The following is a 20,588-nucleotide window of genomic DNA, read 5'->3' on the forward strand; positions in this document are numbered from 1 at the left end:
ACCGGGAAGGACCGCGGTCAGGTGGTGACCGCGGTCCTTCCCGATCTCCGGGTGACGCGACGCGAGCCGGTCTGCGAGAGACTGACCCCGTGACCGGCCCAGAGATCGAGAAGGCGATCGAGACCGCGCTGCCGCCCGGAGCCCCCGCCGCGGCGGTCGTCGACCTGGCCGCCATCAGGCACAACGTCGCCTCGCTGGGGGCCCGCGCGGGGGCTCCCGTGATGGCCGTGGTCAAGGCCGACGCCTACGGGCACGGGCTGTTGCCCTGCGCCCGGGCCGCCGTCGAGGGCGGCGCCACCTGGCTCGGGGTGGCCCAGCTGGCCGAGGCCCTCGAGCTGCGCCGGGCCGGGATCACCGCGCCCGTCCTGGCCTGGCTGACCGTGCCCGGGGACGCCTTCGCCGAGGCCGTCGAGCGGGGCGTCGACCTGGCCGTCAGCGCGCCGTGGGCGCTCGCCGAGATCGCCGCGGCCGCCCGCGCGACGGGCCGCACCGCGCGGATCCAGCTGAAGGTCGACACCGGGCTGAACCGCAACGGCGTGACCGTCCCCGACTTCCCCGACCTGCTCGAGGCGGCCCTGAAGCTGGAGGCCGAGGAGGTCGTGCGGGTCGCCGGGCTGTTCAGCCACTACGCCTGGGCCGACGCGCCGCGGCACCCGACGGTGGCCCGGCAGACCGACCTGTTCACCGAGGCCGTGGCCCTGGCCGAGGCCCGGGGCGCGCGGCTGGAGGTCCGGCACCTGGCCAACTCGGCGGCCACGCTGACCAACCCGGCGGCCTCGTTCGACCTGGTCCGGCCCGGGTTGGCGGTCTACGGGCTGTCGCCGGCCCCCGACCTCGGCAGCCCCGCCGACTTCGACCTGCGCCCGGCGATGTCGCTGCTGGCCCGGGTCGCCAACGTGAAGGGCGTCGCGGCCGGCGAGGGCATCTCGTACGGGCACGCCTACACGACCACGGCCGACACCCGCGCCGCCCTGCTGCCGGTCGGGTACGCCGACGGGCTGCCCCGGCACGCGGTCAACGAGGGCCCGGCCTGGCTGGGCGGGCGGCGGTACCGGATCGCCGGGCGGGTCTGCATGGACCAGGTCGTGCTCGATCTGGGCCGCGACCATGCCGATACAGCCGAGGTGAGCGTGGGCGACGTGGCGATCCTGTTCGGGGACGGACCCTCCGACGGCACCGGCGTGCCCACCGCCCAGGACTGGGCCGAGGTCTGCGGCACCATCAACTACGAGATCGTCACCCGGATCGGAGCCCGGGTCCCGCGCCTCTACCTGAACGAGGGGGCGAGGTGAGCCACCCGGCGAGCGGAGCGAGTGCTGATCGGCAGCAGCCCGACCCGGCTCCCGTCGTCCGGCCCGTGTCCTCCTGGCGCCCGGACGACGGGCTGGTCGCCCTGGGCGTCGGGATCGCCGCCACCGGGCTCGGCGCCGTGCTCGGCCTGGCCGCCGAGCGGGCCGCGATGGGCCGCACCCGGGCCCCGGCGGTCGACCCGGACGGTGACGGCCGCGGCGGCCCCGCGCTCGGTTCGGTCCATGGCGAGGCCCGCATCGTGATCAGCGACGGTGTGCCGCTGCACGTGGAGGTCGACGAACCGGACGACGCCGTGCACGGCCCCGACGAGAGCCTCGCCGAGGCGCTGGTCGAGAGGCTCGGCAACCTGACCAGGAACCGGCGCCGCCCGACGATCGTGATGAGCCACGGGTACGCGCTGACCCTCGACTCGTGGCACTACCAGCGGCTCGCGCTGCGCGGCCGGTTCCGGCTGGTGCTGTGGGACCAGCGCGGGCACGGGCGGTCCGGTACCGGGCCGGCGGGCGCCTCGACGATCGACCAGATCGGCCGCGACCTGGCCGCCGTCATCGACGCGGTCGAACCGAAGGGCCCGCTGGTCCTGCTCGGGCACTCGATGGGCGGCATGACGGTGATGTCGCTGGCCGCCCAGCGCCCCGACCTGTTCCGCAAGCGGGTCCGTGGCGTCGCGCTGCTGTCCACCAGCGCCGGCGGCCTCGACAAGATGGACCTCGGGCTGGCCGGTTTCGGGCGGTTGGCGATGCGGGCCGCGCCGACCGCGGTGAAGGTGCTGGCCCGCCGGCCGGGGCTGGTCGCGCGCAGCCGCAAGCTCGGTAACGACCTCGAGACGCTGCTGGTGCGGCGCTACTCGTTCGGTTCGACGGTGCCGCCGCAGCTGGTCGCGTTCGCGGCCCGGATGATCGCCGAGACCCGGGTCGAGGTGATCTCCGACTTCCTGCCCACGTTCAGCACCCACGACAAGCGCGAGGCGCTCAGCGCGATGCGCGAGATCGAGGGCCTGGTCATGGTCGGCGACCGCGACCTGCTGATCCCGGCCGAGCAGGGCCGCGAGATCGCCGACCGGCTGCCCGAGGCGGAGTTCGTGCTGGTCCCGGAAGCCGGGCACCTCCTGCCCCTGGAGTATCCGGGACTGGTCAACGGTCACATCGAGGGCCTGCTCGAACGGGCCGGGACCGGCCGTTCGGCGCGCCGTCGGGCCCGGACCCGGCGTACGGTGGCCCCGGCCCCGAGGGGGGCGTCGTTGAAACGGCCCACGAAGCTGACCGGAGGGAAGGCGTCATGACCGGCCGGTTGGACCCGGCGCACCGGCTCGATCCGCTGACCAGCGAGATCCCGGTGCTCGACGCGGGCCTCGTCGTCCCGACCACCGCAGCCATGCAGGAGCTGGGCTTCCGGCTGGCCGCCCGGCTGGGCGCGGGTGACCTGGTGATCCTGTCCGGTGACCTGGGCGCCGGGAAGACGACGCTGTCGCGCGGGATCGGCGCCGGCCTGCACGTGCGCGGTGAGGTGACCAGCCCGACGTTCGAGATCGCCCGGGTGCACCCGCCGCTGCCGCGCCCCGACGGGACGCTCGGCCCGGCGCTCGTGCACGTCGACGCGTACCGGCTGGAGACCCTGGCCGAGGTCGACGACCTGGACCTCGACGCCTCGCTGGCCGAGTCGGTCACCGTCGTCGAATGGGGGGAGGGGCTGGTCGAGGGGCTGGCCACCGACCGCCTGCAGGTCACGGTGCGGCGCCCGTTCGGCGACCTGGGCCCCGACGCGCCCCGGCCCGAGCTCGACGAGGAACGCACCGTGCTGATGACCGGGTACGGCGACCGCTGGGCCGGGGTCGCCCTGCCCCTCGAGTTGGGCTAGGGCGTGGGCCTGGCGCTGCGGCCCATGCGCTGGTGGGACGTGTCGTCGCTGCTGGCCGCCGAGCAGGAGCTGTTCGGGGCCACCGCGTGGAGCGCGGAGACGTTCTGGGGCGAGCTGGCCCATCCCGAGACCCGGCACTACGTGGTCGCCGAGGGGCCGGACGGCGAACTGCTGGGGTACGCGGGCCTGCTGCGACCCGGGCCCGAGGCCGACGTCCAGACCGTCGCCGTGCTGCCCGCCGCGCAGGGTCGGGGCGTCGGGAAAGCCTTACTGGCCGAACTGGTCTCGCAGGCCGCGGCCGGGGGTGCGAACACCCTGATGCTCGAGGTCCGGGCCGACAACGAGCCCGCCGTCGCGCTGTACACGGGCGCCGGTTTCGAGCGGATCGCGGTGCGGCGCAGGTACTACCAGCCGGGCGACCACGACGCCTGGGTGATGCGCCTGCGCCCGCTCCCGCAAAGCTGACCAAGATCACCGTCTGGGTGCGGTGATCGGCGGTGAAACTCCGAATCTCTGCACTCAGTCGGTGATCTTGGCGCCGCACGTCCCGCAGAACGCCTGACCGGCCGGGACCTCGTGACCATTGGGGCACGTGACGGTGGCCGGCGCCTCGGCGGGCATCGGCTGCGTCGGCGTGCTGGCCGGGACCGCTTGCGTCGCAACGGGTTCCGGTTCGGCGATCGGCGCCGGGACGACGGGCGCCGGGGCGGGCGCCGGAGGCGTGACGGGCGTACCGGCGTCCGGCAGCGTGATCACCGCGGGGCCGCCGGGGGCCGCTGCGGCGGGAGCCGGCTTGGCCCGGGTCACCGCGACGACGAGCGCGATCAGCCCGGCCAGCACCACGAGGCCGCCCGCGATCAGCCCGAGCGCGACCCCGGTGGACAGCCCGTCGTCCGAGGCCGTCGACGGCAACCGGGTGGCGGCCGGCGCCACCGCGGCGGGCGGGGTCTTCACGGCGACCAGGGTCAGGTTCTTCGACTGCAGCCAGTCGCGCAGGTCGGTCGTGTCGGTGATGAAGTTGAAGTTCTGGTCCTCGCCGACGATCTTGAACGAGTTGACGCCGAGCACGTTGCCCAGCGGGTCGATGGTCGGGCCGCCGGACATCCCGGGGCTGATGTCGGCGTTCACCTCGGTCTGCGGCACCCCGCCCTCGCTGACCTGCTGGCTGGACGCCGTCCCGCTCTTGAACGAGGCCCGCAGCCGCTCGACGTCCACCACCTTGCCGACGGAGCCCGGGAAGCCGATCGCGGTCAGTTCGCTGCCGGTCTTCGGGTCGACGGTGGCGACGGGCAGCGCGGGGGTGTCCGTGGCCTCGATCTTGAGCAGCGCGGTGTCGCCCTCGTCGAACGGCTTGGTGTCGAGCACCCGGGCGGTCTCGGAGTCGTCGGCCAGCGGCGCCCCGGCCAGCCCCTTCGGCTGGTAGGCGACAACCTTCCGCTCGATCGCCGAACCGTTCTCCAGGCCCTCGGCCTTCCAGTTGATGAGCGCGCCGTCGAGCAGGTCGGCCGCCTCGGAGGAGGTGATCAGCCCCTGGTCGACCTGGTCGCTCAGGAACGTCTCGATCAGCGCCTCGCGCCCGAACTTGCGCTCCACGCAGTGCCCGGCCGTGGTGATGTGCCCGTCGGTCGTGACGAAGAAGCCGGTGCAGCCCGCGTAGGCGGTGACCACGTCCTGCGTCCAGACGTAGCCGTCGACGGTCTCGTAGTAGATGTAGCCCCGCCACCGGATCGCCAGCTGCACGATGCTCGGCTCCGTGGCCGCGTTGACCTCCACGGCCGTGGGGGCCGACGGCGCGGGCGTCGCCGCGAGCGCGGGCGAACCGAGCGCCCCGACGGCGAGCAGGGCGGCTACGGCGAGCAGGCGGCGAACGGTGACAGACATGCGCCGGAAGGTACAGGGGGGTTCACAGACTTAGGAAGCGGCTGTGCCGAAGCTCAGGCGGGCACGCCGGCCCCCGCCCGCCGAAGGGGCCGGACGACGAGCACGGACTGCCGCCCCGACACCCGGGTCAGGATGATGGTCGCCTCGTTGTCGCCCTGCAGCCGCAGCTGCTTGCGCAGCTGGTCGGGGTCGACGGCGGTGCCGCGCTTCTTGATGGTCAGGCGCCCGACGCCGCGGTCGCGCAGCCAGGTGCGCAGCGACTTCAGGCCGAACGGGAAGACCTCCTCGACCGCGAAGCAGGTGGCCAGCGGGGTCTCGACGTACCGGTCGGCGGTCACGAACGCGATCGAGCGGTCCAGCAGCCGGCCCTGCACCTGCACGGCGACCTGCGCGACCAGCCCGGCCCGGATCACCGCGCCGTCGGGTTCGTAGACGTAGGCGCCGACCTCTCCGGGGACGGCGACCGGCATGTCGGCGTCCGTGACCTCGGCGGCCCCGGCGTCCGACAGCACGAGGGCGCAGCGGCGCACGCCCGGGCGGGCGGCCAGCCCGAACCACAGGCCCGCCTCCACCACGTCCCCGTCCACCGAGATCCACTGCGCCTCGCAGCCGTCGGGCAGCAGGTGGTGCGGGATGCCGGGGGCGGTCTTCACGCCGACGGCCGCCATCGTCGCGGCGAGCTCGAGCGCGAAGGACAGGGGCGGCGACCCGGCCCGCGGGTCGAGCAGGCGCTTGCCGGACGACGTGCGCCGGGCCGGGTCGAGGAACGCGGCCTGCAGGTCGCCCAGGTCGGTCGTGGTGGCGTCGCCGTGCCGGACCTCCGCCTCGGCCCAGTGCCGCAGGTTCACGGTGGCCACGGCCGCGGTCAGCTCGTCCCGCTCGACGGCCAGGACGCCCAGTTCGAGCCCGGCCAGGGCCATCGCGTCACCGCCGATGCCACAGCCCAGATCGGCCACCCGGGTGGCCCCGGCGGTCGCGAACCGGGCCGCGTGCCGGGCGGCGACGGGCAACCGGGTGGCCTGTTCCAGGCCCGCGGGGGTGAACAGCATGCCCGCCGCGAACGGCCCGAACTTGCGCTCCCCGGCGGCCCGCAGCCGCGACTGGGTGAGGGCGGCGGAGACCAGCTCGGGGGCGTGCCCGGCCCTGCGCAGCTGCTCGCCGAGGGCCATGGCGCCGTGCTCGTCGTAGGGCGGCAGGGACTCCAGCAGGGCCCACCCCTCCGGGGTGAGCAGTGTCGCGACGGCCTGCTGGTCCACGTCCCCGATCCTGCCACTCCCGACCGGTCCCCGGAGGCTGGCACTCGAGTTGACCGAGTGCTAAAACCCGTTCTAGGGTTCCAGAGGAACTGGCACTCTCCCTGGGAGTCTGCCAGCTCGATGTTCCACCGCCCGGGCTGCGTCCGGCACCGCGACGACGGGTGCGACCTCGGCGGGCAGTTCCAGCAGTACCCGTCCCGCAAGTTCATCTTCGACGTTCCCGAAGGGGAGGTCACCAACGTGTCGGTCTCCATCAAGCCGCTCGAGGACCGCATCGTCGTCAAGCAGCTCGACGCTGAGCAGACGACGGCCTCCGGCCTGGTCATCCCGGACACCGCCAAGGAGAAGCCCCAGGAGGGCCAGGTCCTCGCGGTCGGCCCGGGGCGCTTCGACGACCAGGGCGCCAAGCGGATCCCGCTCGACGTCAAGGTCGGCGACACCGTGCTCTACAGCAAGTACGGCGGCACCGAGGTCAAGTACTCCGGCGAGGAGTACCTGATCCTGTCGGCCCGCGACGTGCTGGCGATCATCGAGAAGTAAGGGGCTCAGGCCCACCGACCCGCCCCGGACGACGACCTCGTTCGGGGCGTGCGTCGTTCTGCACCCAGATACAGAGGGAAGACATGCCGAAGATCCTCTCGTTCGACGAGAACGCCCGCCGGTCGCTGGAGCGGGGCGTCGACGCCCTGGCCAACGCGGTCAAGGTGACGCTCGGCCCCAAGGGCCGCAACGTCGTCATCGACAAGAAGTGGGGCGCGCCGACCATCACCAACGACGGCGTGACCATCGCCAAGGAGGTGGAGCTGGACGACCCGTACGAGAACCTCGGGGCCCAGCTCGCCAAGGAGGTCGCCACCAAGACCAACGACGTCGCGGGGGACGGCACCACCACCGCGACCGTCCTGGCCCAGGCCATGGTCAAGGAGGGCCTGCGCAACGTGGCCGCCGGGGCGGCGCCGTCCGCGCTCAAGCGGGGCATCGACCTGGCCGTCGACGCGGTCAGCGACCAGCTGCTGAAGACGGCCCGCGAGGTCGAGGGCAAGACGGAGATCGCTCACGTCGCCACCATCTCGGCGCAGGACGCGGGCGTCGGTGGCCTGATCGCCGAGGCGTTCGACAAGGTCGGCAAGGACGGCGTGATCACGGTCGAGGAGAGCTCGTCCACCGCCCTGGAGCTCGACTTCTCCGAGGGCATGCAGTTCGACAAGGGTTACCTGTCGCCGTACTTCGTGACCGACCCGGAGCGGATGGAGGCCGTCCTGGAGGACGCCTACATCCTGATCCACCAGAACAAGATCTCCTCGGTCTCGGAGATCCTGCCGCTGCTGGAGAAGGTGCTGCAGGCCGGCAAGCAGCTGTTCATCGTCGCCGAGGACATCGACGGGGAGGCGCTGTCGACCCTGGTCGTGAACAAGATCCGCGGCACGTTCGTCACGGTGGCCGTCAAGGCCCCGGGCTTCGGCGACCGCCGCAAGGCGATCCTGCAGGACCTGGCCACCCTGACCGGCGGCCAGGTGGTCAGCCCCGAGGTCGGGCTGAAGCTCGACCAGGTCGGCCTCGAGGTGCTGGGCCAGGCCCGGCGCATCGTCGTCACCAAGGACGACACCACCGTGGTCGACGGCGCCGGCGAGGCCTCCGAGGTCGCGGCCCGGGTCGCGCAGCTGCGCGGCGAGATCGAGAACACCGACTCCGACTGGGACCGCGAGAAGCTGCAGGAGCGGCTCGCGAAGCTGGCCGGCGGGGTCTGCGTCATCAAGGTCGGCGCGCACACGGAGGTCGAGCTCAAGGAGAAGAAGCACCGCATCGAGGACGCCGTCTCCGCGACGCGCGCCGCGATCGAGGAGGGCATCGTCTCCGGCGGCGGCTCCGCGCTGATCCACGCCGTCTCGGTGCTCGACGGCGGGCTGTCGCTGTCCGGCGACGAGGCGACGGGCGTCGAGATCGTCCGCAAGGCGGCCTCCGAGCCGCTGCGCTGGATCGCCGAGAACGCGGGCCTCGAGGGCTACGTCGTCGTGGACAAGGTGCGCCAGCAGCCGGTCGGCTCCGGGTTCGACGCGGCGGCCGGGGAGTACACCGACCTGGTCGCCAAGGGCATCATCGACCCGGTCAAGGTGACCCGTTCCGCGCTGCGCAACGCGGCCTCCATCGCCTCCATGGTGCTCACCACCGAGACCCTGGTGGTGGACAAGAAGGAGGAGGAGCCGGCGGAGACGACCGGCCACGGGCACGGCCACGGGCACGGCCACTGACCGACCCGCACCCGGCCTACGAACCGGGCATACGAAAGGGCCCCCACCCGAGTGATCGGGTGGGGGCCCTTCCGGCTGTCCGCGACTCCGCAACCGCGGACAGCTTCCCTGGGAGCGGTCGGCCGGGGGAACCGACGCGCGTGAACGTCTGAACGTGTGACGGGAACGTCTAACTGGCCCGGCGGTAGACCTCGTCCTGGGGGCGGGCGCCGACGTAGCGGGCCTGGCGGTCGTCCTCGCTCAGGCCGCCCCAGACCCCGTAGGGCTCCCGGACGGCGAGCGCGTGCTCACGGCACTGGTCCATCACGGGGCACGACGCGCAGACCGCCTTGGCCGCCAGGTCCCGCTCTCTGCGGGCCGGACCGCGCTCACCCTCGGGGTGGAAGAACAGCCGGGGGTCGCTGTCCCGGCAGGCACCCTCGAACTGCCATTCCCACAGGTCGGCCACCGGACCCGGGAGGCGTGAGATCTCGGCCATCGTGAATCAGTCCCAACGTGTGGCGCCGACAGGGGCGCTTTCAGGCAATTGGTCAGGCAATCTGCTGGTGGGCCCACCTCTCGCCGGTTCAGTCGAACCATGCGTGAAGCGATGTCTTCGACACTACACATCGTTTCGAGGGTTGTTCAAGACACCGTTGCAAAACCGATTCATGTGTTGGTCGCCGCAGGACGATGTACCTCATGATCCTTCCGTCGCTACGCTGGCGAAACGCTTGAGGAGTAACGCCCGTGCAGGGTCGGCGCGATTGACGGTCAGGGGGAGTCTGCCGAGGACGCCATGGCGGGCTGGAAGTGCTCGTTCACGGGACGCGACGGAGAATCTGGGGTCATGAGTACTGCGGACGGGTCGGAGGAGGTCGTCGACATCCCTGCGCCGCCTGCACCTGCTCCGAACCTGACCGTGGCCGCTGTCGCCCGCCGGTTGGGCGTGGCGCCGCCGACCCTGCGGACGTGGGACCGCCGTTACGGGCTGGGCCCCTCCGAGCACACCGCCGGCGCCCACCGCCGCTACTCCCCGGGTGACGTGGCCCGCCTGATGGTCATGCGCCGCCTCACGCTGCAGGGCGTGGCCCCGGCCGACGCCGCCAAGATCGCCCTGGCCGCCTCCGTGCCGGGGGCCGCGGCACCCGCGGCCGCGGACGGCGTCCAGCAGGTCGCCGGGCCCGACGGCTCGAACCCCCCGCTCGCCGAGGGCCCCATCACCCCCCGGTCGGGCCTGTCCGAGGCCGAGCAGGAACTCCAGCTCGCCGACGCCGACGACCCCTTCGCCGAGGCCGACCTGTGGTCGGCCCGCCGGGCCGACGAGTCCGACCCGGACGACGGCCTGGGGGTCGCCGAGCCCTGGCGCGAGGAGGGCGGCGAGATCGAGACCGCCTGGCTCGGCGTGCTGCGCCGGGGCGGACGGCGGGCGAGCGGCGGTGGGCGCGTGGTCGCCATGCCCGACGGGACGCCGCGCAGCCGCGGCCTGGCCCGCGCCGCGATGAGCCTGGACACCCCCGCGACCTACCGGATGCTCGCCGAGGCGGTCCGCGCCGACGGCGTGGTCGTGACCTGGAACGACATGATCATGCCCGTGCTGCGGGCCCTGGGGGAGCGCACCAACGCCACGGGCGACGGCATCGACGTCGAGCATGCCTTCAGCGAGGTCGTGCTGAGCGTGTTCCGGGGGCCGGGCGCCTACCTGCCGAACCCGCGCAACCACAGCCCGGTGCTGCTGGCCTGCGCCGACCGCGACTACCACTCGCTGCCCATGCACGCGCTGGCCGCGGCCCTGGCCGAGCGGCAGATCGGCACCCGGTTGCTCGGCACCGGGCTGCCGCCCACCGCGCTGTCCGCGTCCGTGCGCCGCACGGGGCCCTCGGTCGTCGTCCTGTTCGCGCGGATGCCCGGGGCCGACGCCTCCACCACGGAGCAGATGCGTCGCCAGCGGCCGGCGCCCGCCGTCCTGCTGGCCGGGCCGGGCTGGGACCCGGAGACGGTCCCCGCCTTCGCGCTGCGGGCCAACTCCCTGCAGGAGGCCTGCGAGATCGTCCTGCAGGCCGCCCTGACCTGATTGCTGCACCCGGCCCAACGGGGCTGCTCCACGTGGCCCAGCGGTGCACCGAAATCCCAACCGGGAGTTCAGGTTCCCCCGGCCTCGGTCGATACCTCGCACTGGACGCCCTCCATGGATGGGGGGCCGATGTGCAGAGGTGAGCAGTGGCGACCGTTCTCGTGTGTGACGACTCGGCCCTGGTGCGGGAGAACTTCCACCGCGCCCTGTCGGCCGTGCCGGGCATCACCCGGATCGTTGACGCGTCCTCCGGTGAGGAGGCGCTCGCCCGGTGGTCGGTCGAGAGACCGTCCCTGGTGCTGATGGACGTCCGCATGCCCGGCATCGGCGGCGTGGAGGCATCCCGACGGCTGCTGTCCCGCCATCCCGAGGCGATCGTCGTCATGGTGACCGTTGCCGAGGACGCCGAAGGTGTTGCACGATCGGTGGCCGGAGGGGCCAGGGGTTACCTGGTCAAGGACGCGACGCGCGAGGAGGTGGCCGCGACCGTGGTGTACGCCCTGTCCGACGGCCTGTCCCGGCGCGCCGTGCCGGCCCCGCGCAGCGTGGAGGCGTCCGCCCCCACGCTGACCGAGCGCGAGATGCAGGTCCTCACCGGCATGAGCCGGGGGCGCTCGAACGCGGAGATCGGCAAGGAGCTCTACCTGTCCGAGGACACCGTGAAGACCCACGCGAGGCGCCTGTTCCGCAAGCTGGGAGCAGCCGACCGCGCCCAGGCGGTGGCCATCGGCTTCAGGTGGGGTTTGGTACGGTAACGCCGTGGCCGTTCGGGGCGGCAGTGCAGATGTCGCCGGTGTAACGCCAGGGGGCAATCGGGCGATGTCCGGTAACGACGGCATGGACGACATCCAGGCCCTGTCGTCCCGCGCCGCCCAAGGGGACGCCGCGGCCACCGAACGACTGCTGAGGCTGCTTCACCCGATGATTCGCCGCTACTGCCGTGCACGGCTCGGCCGTTTCGCCGGAGCGGACCACACTGCGGACGACGTCGCGCAGGAGGTCTGCCTGGCGGTGCTGTCCGCGCTCGGCCGGTACCGCGACGAGGGGCGTCCCTTCGAGTCGTTCGTCTACCGCATCGCGGCGAACAAGGTGGCCGACGCCCAGCGGGCCGCCTACCGGGCCGCCATCCCGCAGGCCGAGCTGCCCGAGGTGGTCAGCACCGACCGCGGCCCGGAGGAGCACGCCGAGGCGGCCAGCGACGCCGACCAGCTGCGTGAGCTGCTGCTCCAGCTGCCCCCGGCCCAGCGTGAGCTGCTGCTGCTGCGGGTCGCCGCCGGCCTGTCGGCCGAGGAGACCGGGCGCGCCCTGGGGATGACCGCGGGCGCCGTGCGCGTCGCCCAGCACCGGGCCATGCAGAAGCTCCGGGCGCTCCTGCCCGCGACGGCGGTGGGCACGGCATGAGCACCCCGATCGACCCCGCGGACATCGCCGCCGTCCAGGCCACCGACGCCCTGCTCGACCGCCTGGGGCTCGGCACCACCACGTCCGAGGACCGCCAGGACGCACTCGTCGGGGCCCTCGTCGCGCTGCGCACCGACCTCGAGGAGCCGGGCGGCGACCCCGGCGTCGACATGGCGCGCCTGCTCGAGGTGCTCGGCGAGCGCCCGCTCTACCTGGTCGACGGCGAGGAGGCCGACGAGGCCACCGAGCTGCCGATCCACCTGGGCCGCGGCGCCGAGACCGACGGCCGGCTCGTCGTCGACCTGACCGCGCTGGCGGCGTCCAGCCCCGACGGGTTGCCCGAGTCGAACATCGAACCCGTCCCCGAGCCGGTCGGCCTGGCCGCCTTCACCGCCCGGGCCGCCCGGGTGGCCGACCAGCTGCGCGAGAAGGCGCCCGGTCACGCCCTGCTGCCCGCGGCCTCGGTGGTCGCGCTCCTGGTGCTGGGGCTGAGCTCCGGCGTCAGCGGCGTCGTCACGGGCGACCCCATGGCCCCGGTCTCCGGGGTCGGTCGCGTGCTGTCCGCGCTGCCGGGGGTCTCGAGCGACCGCTCCGATGTCCAGGCCTTCCAGGACAAGCTCTCCCAGGCCAAGGACCTCGCGGCCAAGCAGCAGCAGGATGAGGCCAAGACGGTCCTCGACCAGGCTGAGCAGAAGATCGACGAGCTGCCGGCGGCGAAGCAGAGCGATGCGGCCGTCGCTCTCCAGCAGGCCCGGCAGGAGCTCGGCGTCCAGAACCCGACGGCCAGCGCCACCCCGGCGCCGTCGGTCGGGCCCTCCGTGACGACCGACGCCTCACCGACGCCCACCCCGACCGCCCCGAGCGACTCGCCGTCCGCGAGCGTCACGCCCACGCCGTCGGCTCCCGCGACCACCGACTCGTCCGGCTCGGGCTCCTCGTCCGACGCGACATCCTGACGGTGGTACAGGCGACCCGTTCGGGCGCAGTACGATTCGCTGGGTGAGCGACGTCCTGAACTCCGCGCCGTCCCCCTCCGACTTCACCTCCGCCGCGCGTGAGCACGAGCTCCCGCTCGGCCTCACCTACGACGACGTCCTGCTGCTGCCCGGCGAGACGGACGTCAATCCCTCCGCCGCCGACACCGGCTCGTGGGTGTCCCGCCGTATCCGGGTCGCCGTCCCGCTGCTGTCCGCGGCCATGGACACGGTGACCGAGGGGCGGATGGCGATCGCCATGGCCCGCCAGGGCGGTCTGGGCGTCCTGCACCGCAACCTGTCGATCGAGGACCAGGCCCAGCAGGTCGACCTGGTGAAGCGGTCCGAGGCGGGGATGGTCTCGCACCCGGTCACCACGACCGCCGACGCGACGCTCGGCGAGGTGGACGCCCTGTGCGGCCGGTACCGCATCTCGGGGCTGCCCGTGGTGGACGACGAGAACCGGCTGATCGGGATCGTCACCAACCGCGACCTGCGGTTCGAGACCGACATGGACCGCCGGGTCGCCGAGGTGATGACCAGGATGCCGCTGGTCACCGGCCCGGTCGGGATCAGCGCCGACGACGCGATGGCCCTGCTCGCCCAGCACAAGGTCGAGAAGCTGCCGCTGGTCGACGACGCCGGGCGGCTGCGCGGGTTGATCACCGTCAAGGACTTCACCAAGAGCGAGAAATACCCGCTGGCCACCAAGGACGACGCGGGCCGACTGCGGGTCGCCGCCGCGATCGGGTTCTTCGACGACGCCTGGAAGCGCGCGATGGCGCTGGTCGAGGCCGGGGTCGACGCGATCGTCGTCGACACGGCCAACGGGCACGCGCGCGGCGTGCTGGAGATGGTGGCCCGGCTGAAGGCCGATCCGGTGTGCGCGCACGTCGACGTGATCGGCGGCAACGTCGCCACCCGAGCCGGGGCCCAGTCGCTGGTCGAGGCCGGCGCGGACGGCGTGAAGGTCGGCGTCGGGCCGGGGTCGATCTGCACCACCCGGGTCGTGGCCGGAGTCGGCGTCCCGCAGGTCAGCGCCATCATGGAGGCCGCCCGGGCGTGCAAGCCCGCGGGCGTGCCGGTGATCGGCGACGGCGGCCTGCAGTACTCCGGCGACATCGCGAAAGCCCTTGTTGCGGGAGCGGACACGGTGATGCTGGGCTCGCTGCTGGCCGGTTGCGAGGAGAGCCCCGGCGACCTCGTGTTCATCAACGGCAAGCAGTTCAAGCAGTACCGCGGGATGGGTTCGCTGGGTGCCGCGCAGTCGCGGGGCAAGGCGCGCTCGTACTCGAAGGACCGCTACTTCCAGGGTGACGTGTCCGACGACAAGTTCGTCCCCGAGGGCGTCGAGGGTCAGGTGCCCTACCGCGGGCCACTCTCGGCCGTCGCGTACCAGCTGGTCGGGGGCCTGCGGCAGTCGATGTTCTACGTCGGGGCGGCGACCGTGCCGCAGTTGCAGGACAAGGGCCAGTTCGTCCGGATCACCGCGGCGGGGCTGAAGGAGAGCCACCCGCACGACATCCAGATGACCGTCGAGGCGCCGAACTACAGCTCGAAGTGATCACCACGGCTGCCGGGTTCGACCGAGTGAAACTCGCTGGAACCCGGCAGCGGCCGTGATCTCGGCCAGGACTTCGCGGGGTCGGTTCACCAGGTCGTCCCAGGTGAAGCGCAGGACGCGGTAACCGGCGTTCATCAACAGGTTCTGGCGCCGCCGGTCGTTCACGAACGCCTCGCGGCTCCCGTGGGCGGCCCACCCGTCGACCTCGACGACCAGCCGGGCCGCGGCGAACAGGACGTCGGCCACCGCCACGATCACCCCGTTCACCCGGACCGGGACATTGGCCTCCCATCCGGTGATGCGGCCCCGGCGCAGGATGTCGTGCAGTCGGCGTTCGGCCACGCTCGCCGCTCCCGTGCCGCTCAACCCGAGGATCGCCAGGAGGTTGGGCGTACCAGGTCGTCCGAACCGGGCCCTGGCCTCCTGCGCCAAGCGGCTCCGGTCGAGGACGGCACGACTGGACAGCCACCCCCACAACGAGACCGCCCGATCGCGAGGGAGTACGACCAGGCAGTCGAGTGCCGTGTCGAGACGACCGGTGAGGGGTAGCCCCGCGAACCGCACCGTGGGCCGGGGTTGAATCACCCGGTGCCGCACCACGCCGGGCACCGCCGTGCCGACGTCCGTCAGCACGTGTCCGGCCGTTCCGGCGGCCAACTGTTCATGGACGACCGAGGCCAACGGGAACCCGTACAACCAGCCCGCCGTCGTGTGGCTGATCACGCCGCGGGGGTGGCTGAGATGAGTGGCCCAGGCGACCGCGAGTGGCGTCACCGGCGTAGAGCCGCCGACCAACCCCCGCCCGAGCAGCTGCCGCCAGCTCCCGTCGTCCAACCGGCGCCTGATCCGGTAGTCGGACCAGCCCGCCGCGTGGGCCTGGGCTCTCGTGAACACGCCGCTCTGACGCGAGCTCACGGGCGGGGGATCCGAGTGCATGGTCGGAGCCTGGCGTGGCCCGCGCGGCCGCCGGCGCTCGTCGTCCGTGCCCTGTGCACAAACCCCGACTCCTGCCTGCTGTGGACGACAGGACCCTCGCCCGTGATCACCGTCGCTGCCGGATTCGGCCGAGCGAAACTCGCTGAGACCCGGCGCGCACGGTGATCTTGCCGGGTATCGGTAGCCTGACGTGGTGAGCGAGATCGAGATCGGCCGGGGAAAGCGCGGCCGCCGGGCCTACACCTTCGACGACGTGGCGATCGTGCCCAGCCGGCGCACCCGCGACCCGGAAGAGGTGTCCACCGCCTGGCAGATCGACGCGTACCGGTTCGAGCTGCCGATCGTCGCGGCGCCGATGGACTCGGTGATGTCGCCGGCCACCGCGATCGTCCTCGGCGAGCTCGGCGGTCTGGGCGTGCTCGACCTCGAGGGCCTCTGGACCCGCTACGAGGACCCGGAGCCCCTGCTGGCCGAGATCGCCGGCCTCGAACCGGCCGTCGCGACCCGGCGGATGCAGGAGATCTACGCCGAGGAGATCAAGCCGGACCTGGTCGGGCAGCGGATCAAGCAGATCCGCGAGGCCGGGGTCACCGTCGCGGGGGCCCTCACCCCGCAGCGCACCCAGCAGCTGTGGAAGCACGTCGTCGACGCCGGGGTCGACCTCTTCGTGATCCGCGGGACGACGGTCAGCGCCGAGCACGTCTCGGGCAACCAGGAGCCGCTGAACCTGAAGCGGTTCATCTACGAGCTCGACGTCCCGGTGATCGTCGGCGGCTGCGCCACGTACACCGCCGCCCTGCACCTGATGCGCACCGGCGCCGCCGGCGTCCTGGTCGGGTTCGGCGGGGGAGCGACCCACACGACCCGGCAGACGCTGGGCATCCACGCGCCGATGGCCACCGCCATCGCCGACGTCGCGGCCGCCCGCCGCGACTACATGGACGAGTCCGGCGGCCGGTACGTGCACGTGATCGCCGACGGTGGGATGGGCCGCTCCGGCGAGGTGGTCAAGGCCGTCGCGTGCGGGGCGGACGCCGTCATGCTCGGTGCCGCGCTCGCGCGGGCCAGCGATGCGCCGGGTCGCGGCTACCACTGGGGCCCGGAGGCGCACCACCCGCTGGTGCCGCGGGGCACCCGGGCCCACGTGGGCACGGTCGGCACGCTCGAGCAGATCCTGCACGGGCCGGGGCACGTCGCCGACGGCACGAGCAACCTGATCGGGGCGTTGCGCCGGTCGATGGCCACGACGGGTTACTCCGACCTCAAGGAGTTCCAGCGGGTCGAGGTCGTGGTGTCCCCGTACCAGCCCAGCTGAGACGCGGCTAGTCCCAGAACACCAGCACGTCCCACCACGGCTTGCGGGGCGTGGGCGCCGGGTAGTTCGGGGCCGCGCCCTCGCGCCCGGTCACCCAGGCCGCACCGGCGGGCACGGCGCCGGGCAGGGCCGCGGGCGCCGGGATCGTCGAGGGTGTCGGGACGGGCGTGGCGGACGCCGAGGCGCTGGCCCCGGGCTCGGTCCCGGTCGCCGAACTCGGGCCGGACGACGTCCCGCCGGTTCCGGCGCTCGACCTCAGTTGGGCCAGAACGAATGTCGAGGCCGCTGAGGTCTTGTTCCGGCCGTAGAGGTTGTGTGCGTTGCCGTCGGCGCCGTTCTGGCAGACCCAGTCGCCCGTGTCGCAGTACGAGCGGACGCGCGAGGCGTACCTGCCCAGCGCGCCGGTGGCCCGCGGGTACAGCCCGTCGACGCCGGCCCGGAACGAACCCCGGTCGTAGGACTCGGCCGCGTTGAACCGGGGGTCGCCGTAGAGGACGACCGCGGCCACCCGGCGGCCCGCCGCGTTCAGGTTCGGGGAGTCCAGGGCGTCGCCCACGACCCACGCTCCCTGCGAGTACCCGATCAGCACCAGCCGCTGCCTCGGGCAGTCGGCGACGGCCTTCGTGGCCCGCTTCGTCAGCCGGGAGACGCCGTCGGGGACGCTGGTGTCGAAGTCGGTGCTCGCCGGGTAGGGCACCCCGTAGGCGGCCACCTTCTTCGACGTCCCGTTCTGGATTGCCGAGACCAGCCCGCTCAGGCCGGCGCCGACGTTCCCGGGCTCACCCGTGCCGCGGGCGGCGATGATCAGCACGTCGGCGCACCCGGACGACGACGCCTGGACGGCGTGGGCGGGCGCGGCGCCCAGGCCCGTCGCCAGCGCCGCCGCCAGCACCGTCACCAGCGCCGCCGTCGCCCGCGCGAGGAGCCGGGCGGTCGGCCCGAGCGGGCGGCGGGAAGTCACCGCAGAATCCTGGCCCGTCGGACAAATGATGACAACCGGTGCCGCCCCCGGCGTGCCTCAGCCGAAGAGGTTCCACAACCACTGCAGGAGGGTCAACCAGGACGGCGGCTGCGCGGCCTGGTCGGCGACGGGGGCGGCCGGGGCGGCGGCCTCGGCGGGCGCGGCGGCCTCGGCGGGCGCGGCGGGCGCGGTGAGGGGAGCGGCCAGTCGGCCCAGGACGAACTTCGCGGCGGGCGCCGTCTTCCGCGCGCCGTAGCCGACGTGGGCGTCCCCGCTGCTGCCGTTCTGGCAGACCACGTCCCCGGCGTCGCAGTACGAGCGCGTCCGCGAGGAGTACGGGGCCAGCTCGCCGGCGGATCGTGGGATGACGCCGTTCGTCCCGGTGCTGAACGACCCCGCGTCGAAGGACTCCGAGCCGTTGAACCGGGGGTCGCCGAAGAGCACGACGGCGGCCACGCGCGACCCCGAGGAGCCCAGCCCGGCGCCGGCCAGCGCGTCGCCGACGACCCAGGCCCCCTGCGAGTACCCGGCCAGCACCACCTGCTGGCGCGGGCAGTCCCGGGCTTGCTCGGTGACCTTGGCCCGCAGCAGGGAGACGCCCTGCGCGACGCTGTCGAAGAAGTCGTACGTGGCCGGGTAGGGGAGGCTGTAGCCGGCGACGGTCTTCGACGTCCCGTCCCGCACGGCCGAGACCAGGCCGTTCAGCCCGCCGCCGTCCGCCGGTTCGCCCGTGCCGCGGGCGGTGATCACCAGGACGTCGGAGCAGCCCGTCGGCGGGGCGGGGGCGGCGGCCGCGCCCCCGGCCGGCAGGGTCACCACGGCCGCCCCGAGGAGGGTGGCCAGGGTCAGGGACAGGCGGTGCCGGTGCGGTGCACGATGACTCGTCACGCACGGCATGTTCCCCGCTACGTGGTGTCACCGACAAGGCTTGAAATGTCCACGGAACTGTGCTTAACGCCCAGATGACGCATTTCCGCTCAAGCGGGACCGATCGGGAGGGGGAACCCGGCGGGAGGGTCATTCGTTACCTGTGGGTAGCCAGGGGGTGTCCTGCGTTCTACCCTCACAGCCATGACGGCTGATCCGCTCGCCCTGCACGAGCACCCCCTCGACGTTGAGGACCGCCCCGTGGTCGCGCCCGGTCGCCCCGTCCCGTGGGCGCTCGACCACAAGCTGGCCCGCAAGCTCGCCGCCTACGTGGTGGCCTCTCCCGGCGCGGAGCAGGTGCCCATCCACACGCCGCTGACCGGTGCCGTCGTCGCCGAGCTGCCTCGCTCGACGCCCGCGGACGTCGAGCGCGCCTTCGCCATCGCGCGCGCCGCCCAGAAGCAGTGGGCCAAGCGGTCGGCGCGCGAGCGGGCCAAGGTCTTCAAGCGGGTCGCCAAGATCGTCCTGGCCCGCCAGGACGAGGGGCTGGACATCATCCAGCTGGAGAACGGCAAGGCCCGCATCCATGCGTTCGACGAGATCTCCGACGCGGCGATCAACGCCGCCTGGTGCGCCCGCAAGGGGCCGGGCATCCTCGGCGAGAGCCGGCACGTCGGCCTGGTCCCGATCCTCACCAAGGTGCGGGAGGTGCACCACCCCAAGGGCGTCGTCGGCATGATCTCGCCCTGGAACTACCCGCTGGTGCTCACCATCTCCGATGCGGTGCCCGCCCTCCTGGCCGGCAACGCGGTGGTGCTGAAGCCCGACAGCCAGACCCCGTTCACCGCGCTGTGGGCGGCCGACGTGCTGGCCGAGGCCGGGCTGCCGGAGGGCCTGTTCACGATCGTGTACGGCCAGGGCCGGATCGTCGGCACGGAGATCATCAATCGGGCCGACCACGTCTGCTTCACCGGGTCGACCGCGACCGGCACTAGGGTGGCCCAGCAGGCGGCGGCCCGTCTGGTGTCGAGCTCGCTGGAGCTGGGCGGCAAGAACCCGGTCTACGTCGCGGACGACGCGAACCTGAACCGGGCGGCCGAGGGCATCATCCGCGACACGTTCTCCAACTCCGGGCACGCCTGCGTGTCGATGGAGCGGCTCTACGTGCACGACAAGATCGCGGAGAAGTTCCTCGACACGTTCCTCACGAAGGTCAAGGAGATGAAGCTCGGCTCCGGCCTCGACTACAACTCCGACTTCGGCAGCATCGCCAGCCAGTCGCAGCTCGACCTCGTCGAGGCGCACGTGAACGACGCGATCGAGAAGGGGGCCATCGTGCTGGCCGGCGGCAAGGCCCGCCCCGACATCGGCCCGCTGTTCTACGAGCCGACCGTCCTGGCCAACGTCCCGGAGACCGCGACCTGCTTCGCGGAGGAGACGTTCGGCCCGGTCCTGTCGGTCTACCGGGTGGCCAGCGACCAGGAGGCCATCGACGCCTGCAACGACACCGACTACGGCCTGAACGCCTCCGTCTGGGCCACCCGCCGGCGCGGGGCACGCATCGCCCGCGGCATCGAGGCCGGCACGGTCGTGGTGAACGAGGCCTACACCGTCGGCTGGGCCAGCGTCGCCTCGCCCATGGGGGGCCGCAAGCAGTCCGGCATGGGTCGTCGGCACGGTTCGGCGGGCATCCTGCGGTTCACCGAGAGCCAGTCGGTGGCCGTCCAGGCGGTGGGCCTGCGGGTCCTGCTGTTCCGCGGGGGCGACTTCTACAGCAAGGCCTTCACCTTCCTGTTGAGGCTCAGCCGGGCCACACGCTTCCCCTGGCCGTAAGGGCGAAGCCGCGCGATCCGCGCCTGCATCCGTCTCTCGCAGCGCGTTTCGGCGTGCTGATCCGTCCCGCCCGTGATCTTCTCGTGCCGGGGTGGCGCCGCGTCTGCATCCAGTTCACAGCCGACCCCAT

The 20,588-nt window shown here is 72.9% G+C and carries 19 protein-coding genes; 13 read left to right on the forward strand and 6 right to left on the reverse strand.

The annotated features are described in order from the left end of the window. Positions 1-89: 89 nt before the first annotated feature. From alr to rimI, 4 genes are read left to right on the forward strand one after another with little or no spacing between them, the layout of a single operon-like run. Positions 90-1,292, forward strand: coding sequence for an alanine racemase (gene alr, locus ACIB24_RS13930; RefSeq protein ID WP_398281233.1), 1,203 nt, complete (start codon positions 90-92; stop codon positions 1,290-1,292). Then, positions 1,289-2,593 (forward strand): alpha/beta fold hydrolase, encoded by a 1,305-nt coding sequence (locus ACIB24_RS13935; RefSeq protein ID WP_398281236.1) that lies wholly within the window; start codon positions 1,289-1,291, stop codon positions 2,591-2,593. The genes alr and ACIB24_RS13935 overlap by 4 nt, the downstream gene beginning before the upstream one ends. After that, entirely contained in the window at positions 2,590-3,168 is a 579-nt protein-coding gene (tsaE, locus tag ACIB24_RS13940) for a tRNA (adenosine(37)-N6)-threonylcarbamoyltransferase complex ATPase subunit type 1 TsaE (protein ID WP_398281239.1), read from the forward strand. The genes ACIB24_RS13935 and tsaE overlap by 4 nt, the downstream gene beginning before the upstream one ends. Before the next feature lie 3 nt (positions 3,169-3,171). Further along, positions 3,172-3,633 (forward strand): ribosomal protein S18-alanine N-acetyltransferase, encoded by a 462-nt coding sequence (gene rimI / locus ACIB24_RS13945; protein ID WP_398281242.1) that lies wholly within the window; start codon positions 3,172-3,174, stop codon positions 3,631-3,633. A 54-nt stretch (positions 3,634-3,687) separates the two neighbouring features. On the opposite strand, the gene ACIB24_RS13950 is transcribed toward rimI, so the two are convergent. Next, the gene (locus ACIB24_RS13950) at positions 3,688-5,049 is read right to left on the reverse strand and encodes a trypsin-like peptidase domain-containing protein (RefSeq protein ID WP_398281245.1); all 1,362 of its coding nucleotides are present in this window, start codon (positions 5,047-5,049) and stop codon (positions 3,688-3,690) included. A 53-nt stretch (positions 5,050-5,102) separates the two neighbouring features. Then, positions 5,103-6,305: a THUMP-like domain-containing protein gene (locus ACIB24_RS13955; RefSeq protein WP_398281248.1), complete on the reverse strand. Its 1,203-nt coding sequence runs from the start codon at positions 6,303-6,305 to the stop codon at positions 5,103-5,105. Between the two features lie 240 nt (positions 6,306-6,545). Between ACIB24_RS13955 and groES the strand changes: the two genes are divergently transcribed. Together groES and groL are read left to right on the forward strand one after the other, a co-directional pair. After that, a complete protein-coding gene (groES, locus tag ACIB24_RS13960; RefSeq protein ID WP_398281894.1) occupies positions 6,546-6,845 on the forward strand; it encodes a co-chaperone GroES in 300 nt (99 codons plus the stop codon). A gap of 83 nt (positions 6,846-6,928) precedes the next feature. Next, on the forward strand, positions 6,929-8,554 hold the full coding sequence (groL, locus tag ACIB24_RS13965; RefSeq protein WP_398281251.1) for a chaperonin GroEL: 1,626 nt from the start codon (positions 6,929-6,931) through the stop codon (positions 8,552-8,554). Between the two features lie 169 nt (positions 8,555-8,723). Here the strand turns inward: groL and ACIB24_RS13970 are convergent, their stop codons facing one another. Next, complete coding sequence (locus tag ACIB24_RS13970; protein WP_398281254.1) at positions 8,724-9,032, reverse strand: WhiB family transcriptional regulator; 309 nt, start codon at positions 9,030-9,032, stop codon at positions 8,724-8,726. A 351-nt stretch (positions 9,033-9,383) separates the two neighbouring features. Between ACIB24_RS13970 and ACIB24_RS13975 the strand changes: the two genes are divergently transcribed. From ACIB24_RS13975 to guaB, 5 genes are all read left to right on the forward strand, one after another. Beyond that, the gene (locus tag ACIB24_RS13975) at positions 9,384-10,607 is read left to right on the forward strand and encodes a MerR family transcriptional regulator (RefSeq protein ID WP_398281257.1); all 1,224 of its coding nucleotides are present in this window, start codon (positions 9,384-9,386) and stop codon (positions 10,605-10,607) included. A 146-nt stretch (positions 10,608-10,753) separates the two neighbouring features. Continuing rightward, positions 10,754-11,362 (forward strand): response regulator transcription factor, encoded by a 609-nt coding sequence (locus ACIB24_RS13980; protein WP_398281260.1) that lies wholly within the window; start codon positions 10,754-10,756, stop codon positions 11,360-11,362. 64 nt (positions 11,363-11,426) lie between these two features. Next, positions 11,427-12,008, forward strand: a complete 582-nt coding sequence (shbA, locus tag ACIB24_RS13985; RefSeq protein ID WP_398281263.1) for an RNA polymerase sigma factor ShbA — start codon at positions 11,427-11,429, stop codon at positions 12,006-12,008. Then, positions 12,005-12,964 (forward strand): hypothetical protein, encoded by a 960-nt coding sequence (locus ACIB24_RS13990; protein WP_398281266.1) that lies wholly within the window; start codon positions 12,005-12,007, stop codon positions 12,962-12,964. The genes shbA and ACIB24_RS13990 overlap by 4 nt, the downstream gene beginning before the upstream one ends. Before the next feature lie 55 nt (positions 12,965-13,019). After that, a complete protein-coding gene (gene guaB, locus ACIB24_RS13995; protein WP_398281896.1) occupies positions 13,020-14,546 on the forward strand; it encodes an IMP dehydrogenase in 1,527 nt (508 codons plus the stop codon). On the opposite strand, the gene ACIB24_RS14000 is transcribed toward guaB, so the two are convergent. After that, positions 14,547-15,461, reverse strand: a complete 915-nt coding sequence (locus tag ACIB24_RS14000; protein WP_398281269.1) for a DUF559 domain-containing protein — start codon at positions 15,459-15,461, stop codon at positions 14,547-14,549. It lies immediately after the preceding gene. Between the two features lie 211 nt (positions 15,462-15,672). Here ACIB24_RS14000 and ACIB24_RS14005 point away from each other — a divergent pair, with 211 nt between their 5' ends. Then, complete coding sequence (locus tag ACIB24_RS14005) at positions 15,673-16,797, forward strand: GuaB3 family IMP dehydrogenase-related protein (protein ID WP_398281272.1); 1,125 nt, start codon at positions 15,673-15,675, stop codon at positions 16,795-16,797. Between the two features lie 7 nt (positions 16,798-16,804). Here the strand turns inward: ACIB24_RS14005 and ACIB24_RS14010 are convergent, their stop codons facing one another. Together ACIB24_RS14010 and ACIB24_RS14015 are read right to left on the reverse strand one after the other, a co-directional pair. Further along, positions 16,805-17,758: a cutinase family protein gene (locus tag ACIB24_RS14010; RefSeq protein ID WP_398281275.1), complete on the reverse strand. Its 954-nt coding sequence runs from the start codon at positions 17,756-17,758 to the stop codon at positions 16,805-16,807. A 57-nt stretch (positions 17,759-17,815) separates the two neighbouring features. Continuing rightward, positions 17,816-18,646 (reverse strand): cutinase family protein, encoded by an 831-nt coding sequence (locus ACIB24_RS14015; protein WP_398281278.1) that lies wholly within the window; start codon positions 18,644-18,646, stop codon positions 17,816-17,818. A 183-nt stretch (positions 18,647-18,829) separates the two neighbouring features. Here ACIB24_RS14015 and ACIB24_RS14020 point away from each other — a divergent pair, with 183 nt between their 5' ends. Next, positions 18,830-20,458, forward strand: coding sequence for a succinic semialdehyde dehydrogenase (locus tag ACIB24_RS14020; protein WP_398281281.1), 1,629 nt, complete (start codon positions 18,830-18,832; stop codon positions 20,456-20,458). The last annotated feature ends 130 nt before the right edge of the window (positions 20,459-20,588 follow it).

The organism is Spongisporangium articulatum, assembly GCF_044465595.1.
GTDB lineage: Bacteria > Actinomycetota > Actinomycetes > Actinomycetales > Kineosporiaceae > Spongisporangium > Spongisporangium articulatum.

Bases quoted from the DNA above. Each gene is read 5' to 3' on its own strand.
- shbA (WP_398281263.1), top strand. From the start codon at position 11,427: ATGTCCGGTAACGACGGCATGGACGACATCCAGGCCCTGTCGTCCCGC.
- ACIB24_RS13950 (WP_398281245.1), bottom strand. From the start codon at position 5,049: ATGTCTGTCACCGTTCGCCGCCTGCTCGCCGTAGCCGCCCTGCTCGCC.
- tsaE (WP_398281239.1), top strand. From the start codon at position 2,590: ATGACCGGCCGGTTGGACCCGGCGCACCGGCTCGATCCGCTGACCAGC.
- ACIB24_RS13975 (WP_398281257.1), top strand. From the start codon at position 9,384: ATGAGTACTGCGGACGGGTCGGAGGAGGTCGTCGACATCCCTGCGCCG.
- ACIB24_RS13990 (WP_398281266.1), top strand. From the start codon at position 12,005: ATGAGCACCCCGATCGACCCCGCGGACATCGCCGCCGTCCAGGCCACC.
- ACIB24_RS14020 (WP_398281281.1), top strand. From the start codon at position 18,830: ATGACGGCTGATCCGCTCGCCCTGCACGAGCACCCCCTCGACGTTGAG.
- ACIB24_RS13970 (WP_398281254.1), bottom strand. From the start codon at position 9,032: ATGGCCGAGATCTCACGCCTCCCGGGTCCGGTGGCCGACCTGTGGGAA.
- groL (WP_398281251.1), top strand. From the start codon at position 6,929: ATGCCGAAGATCCTCTCGTTCGACGAGAACGCCCGCCGGTCGCTGGAG.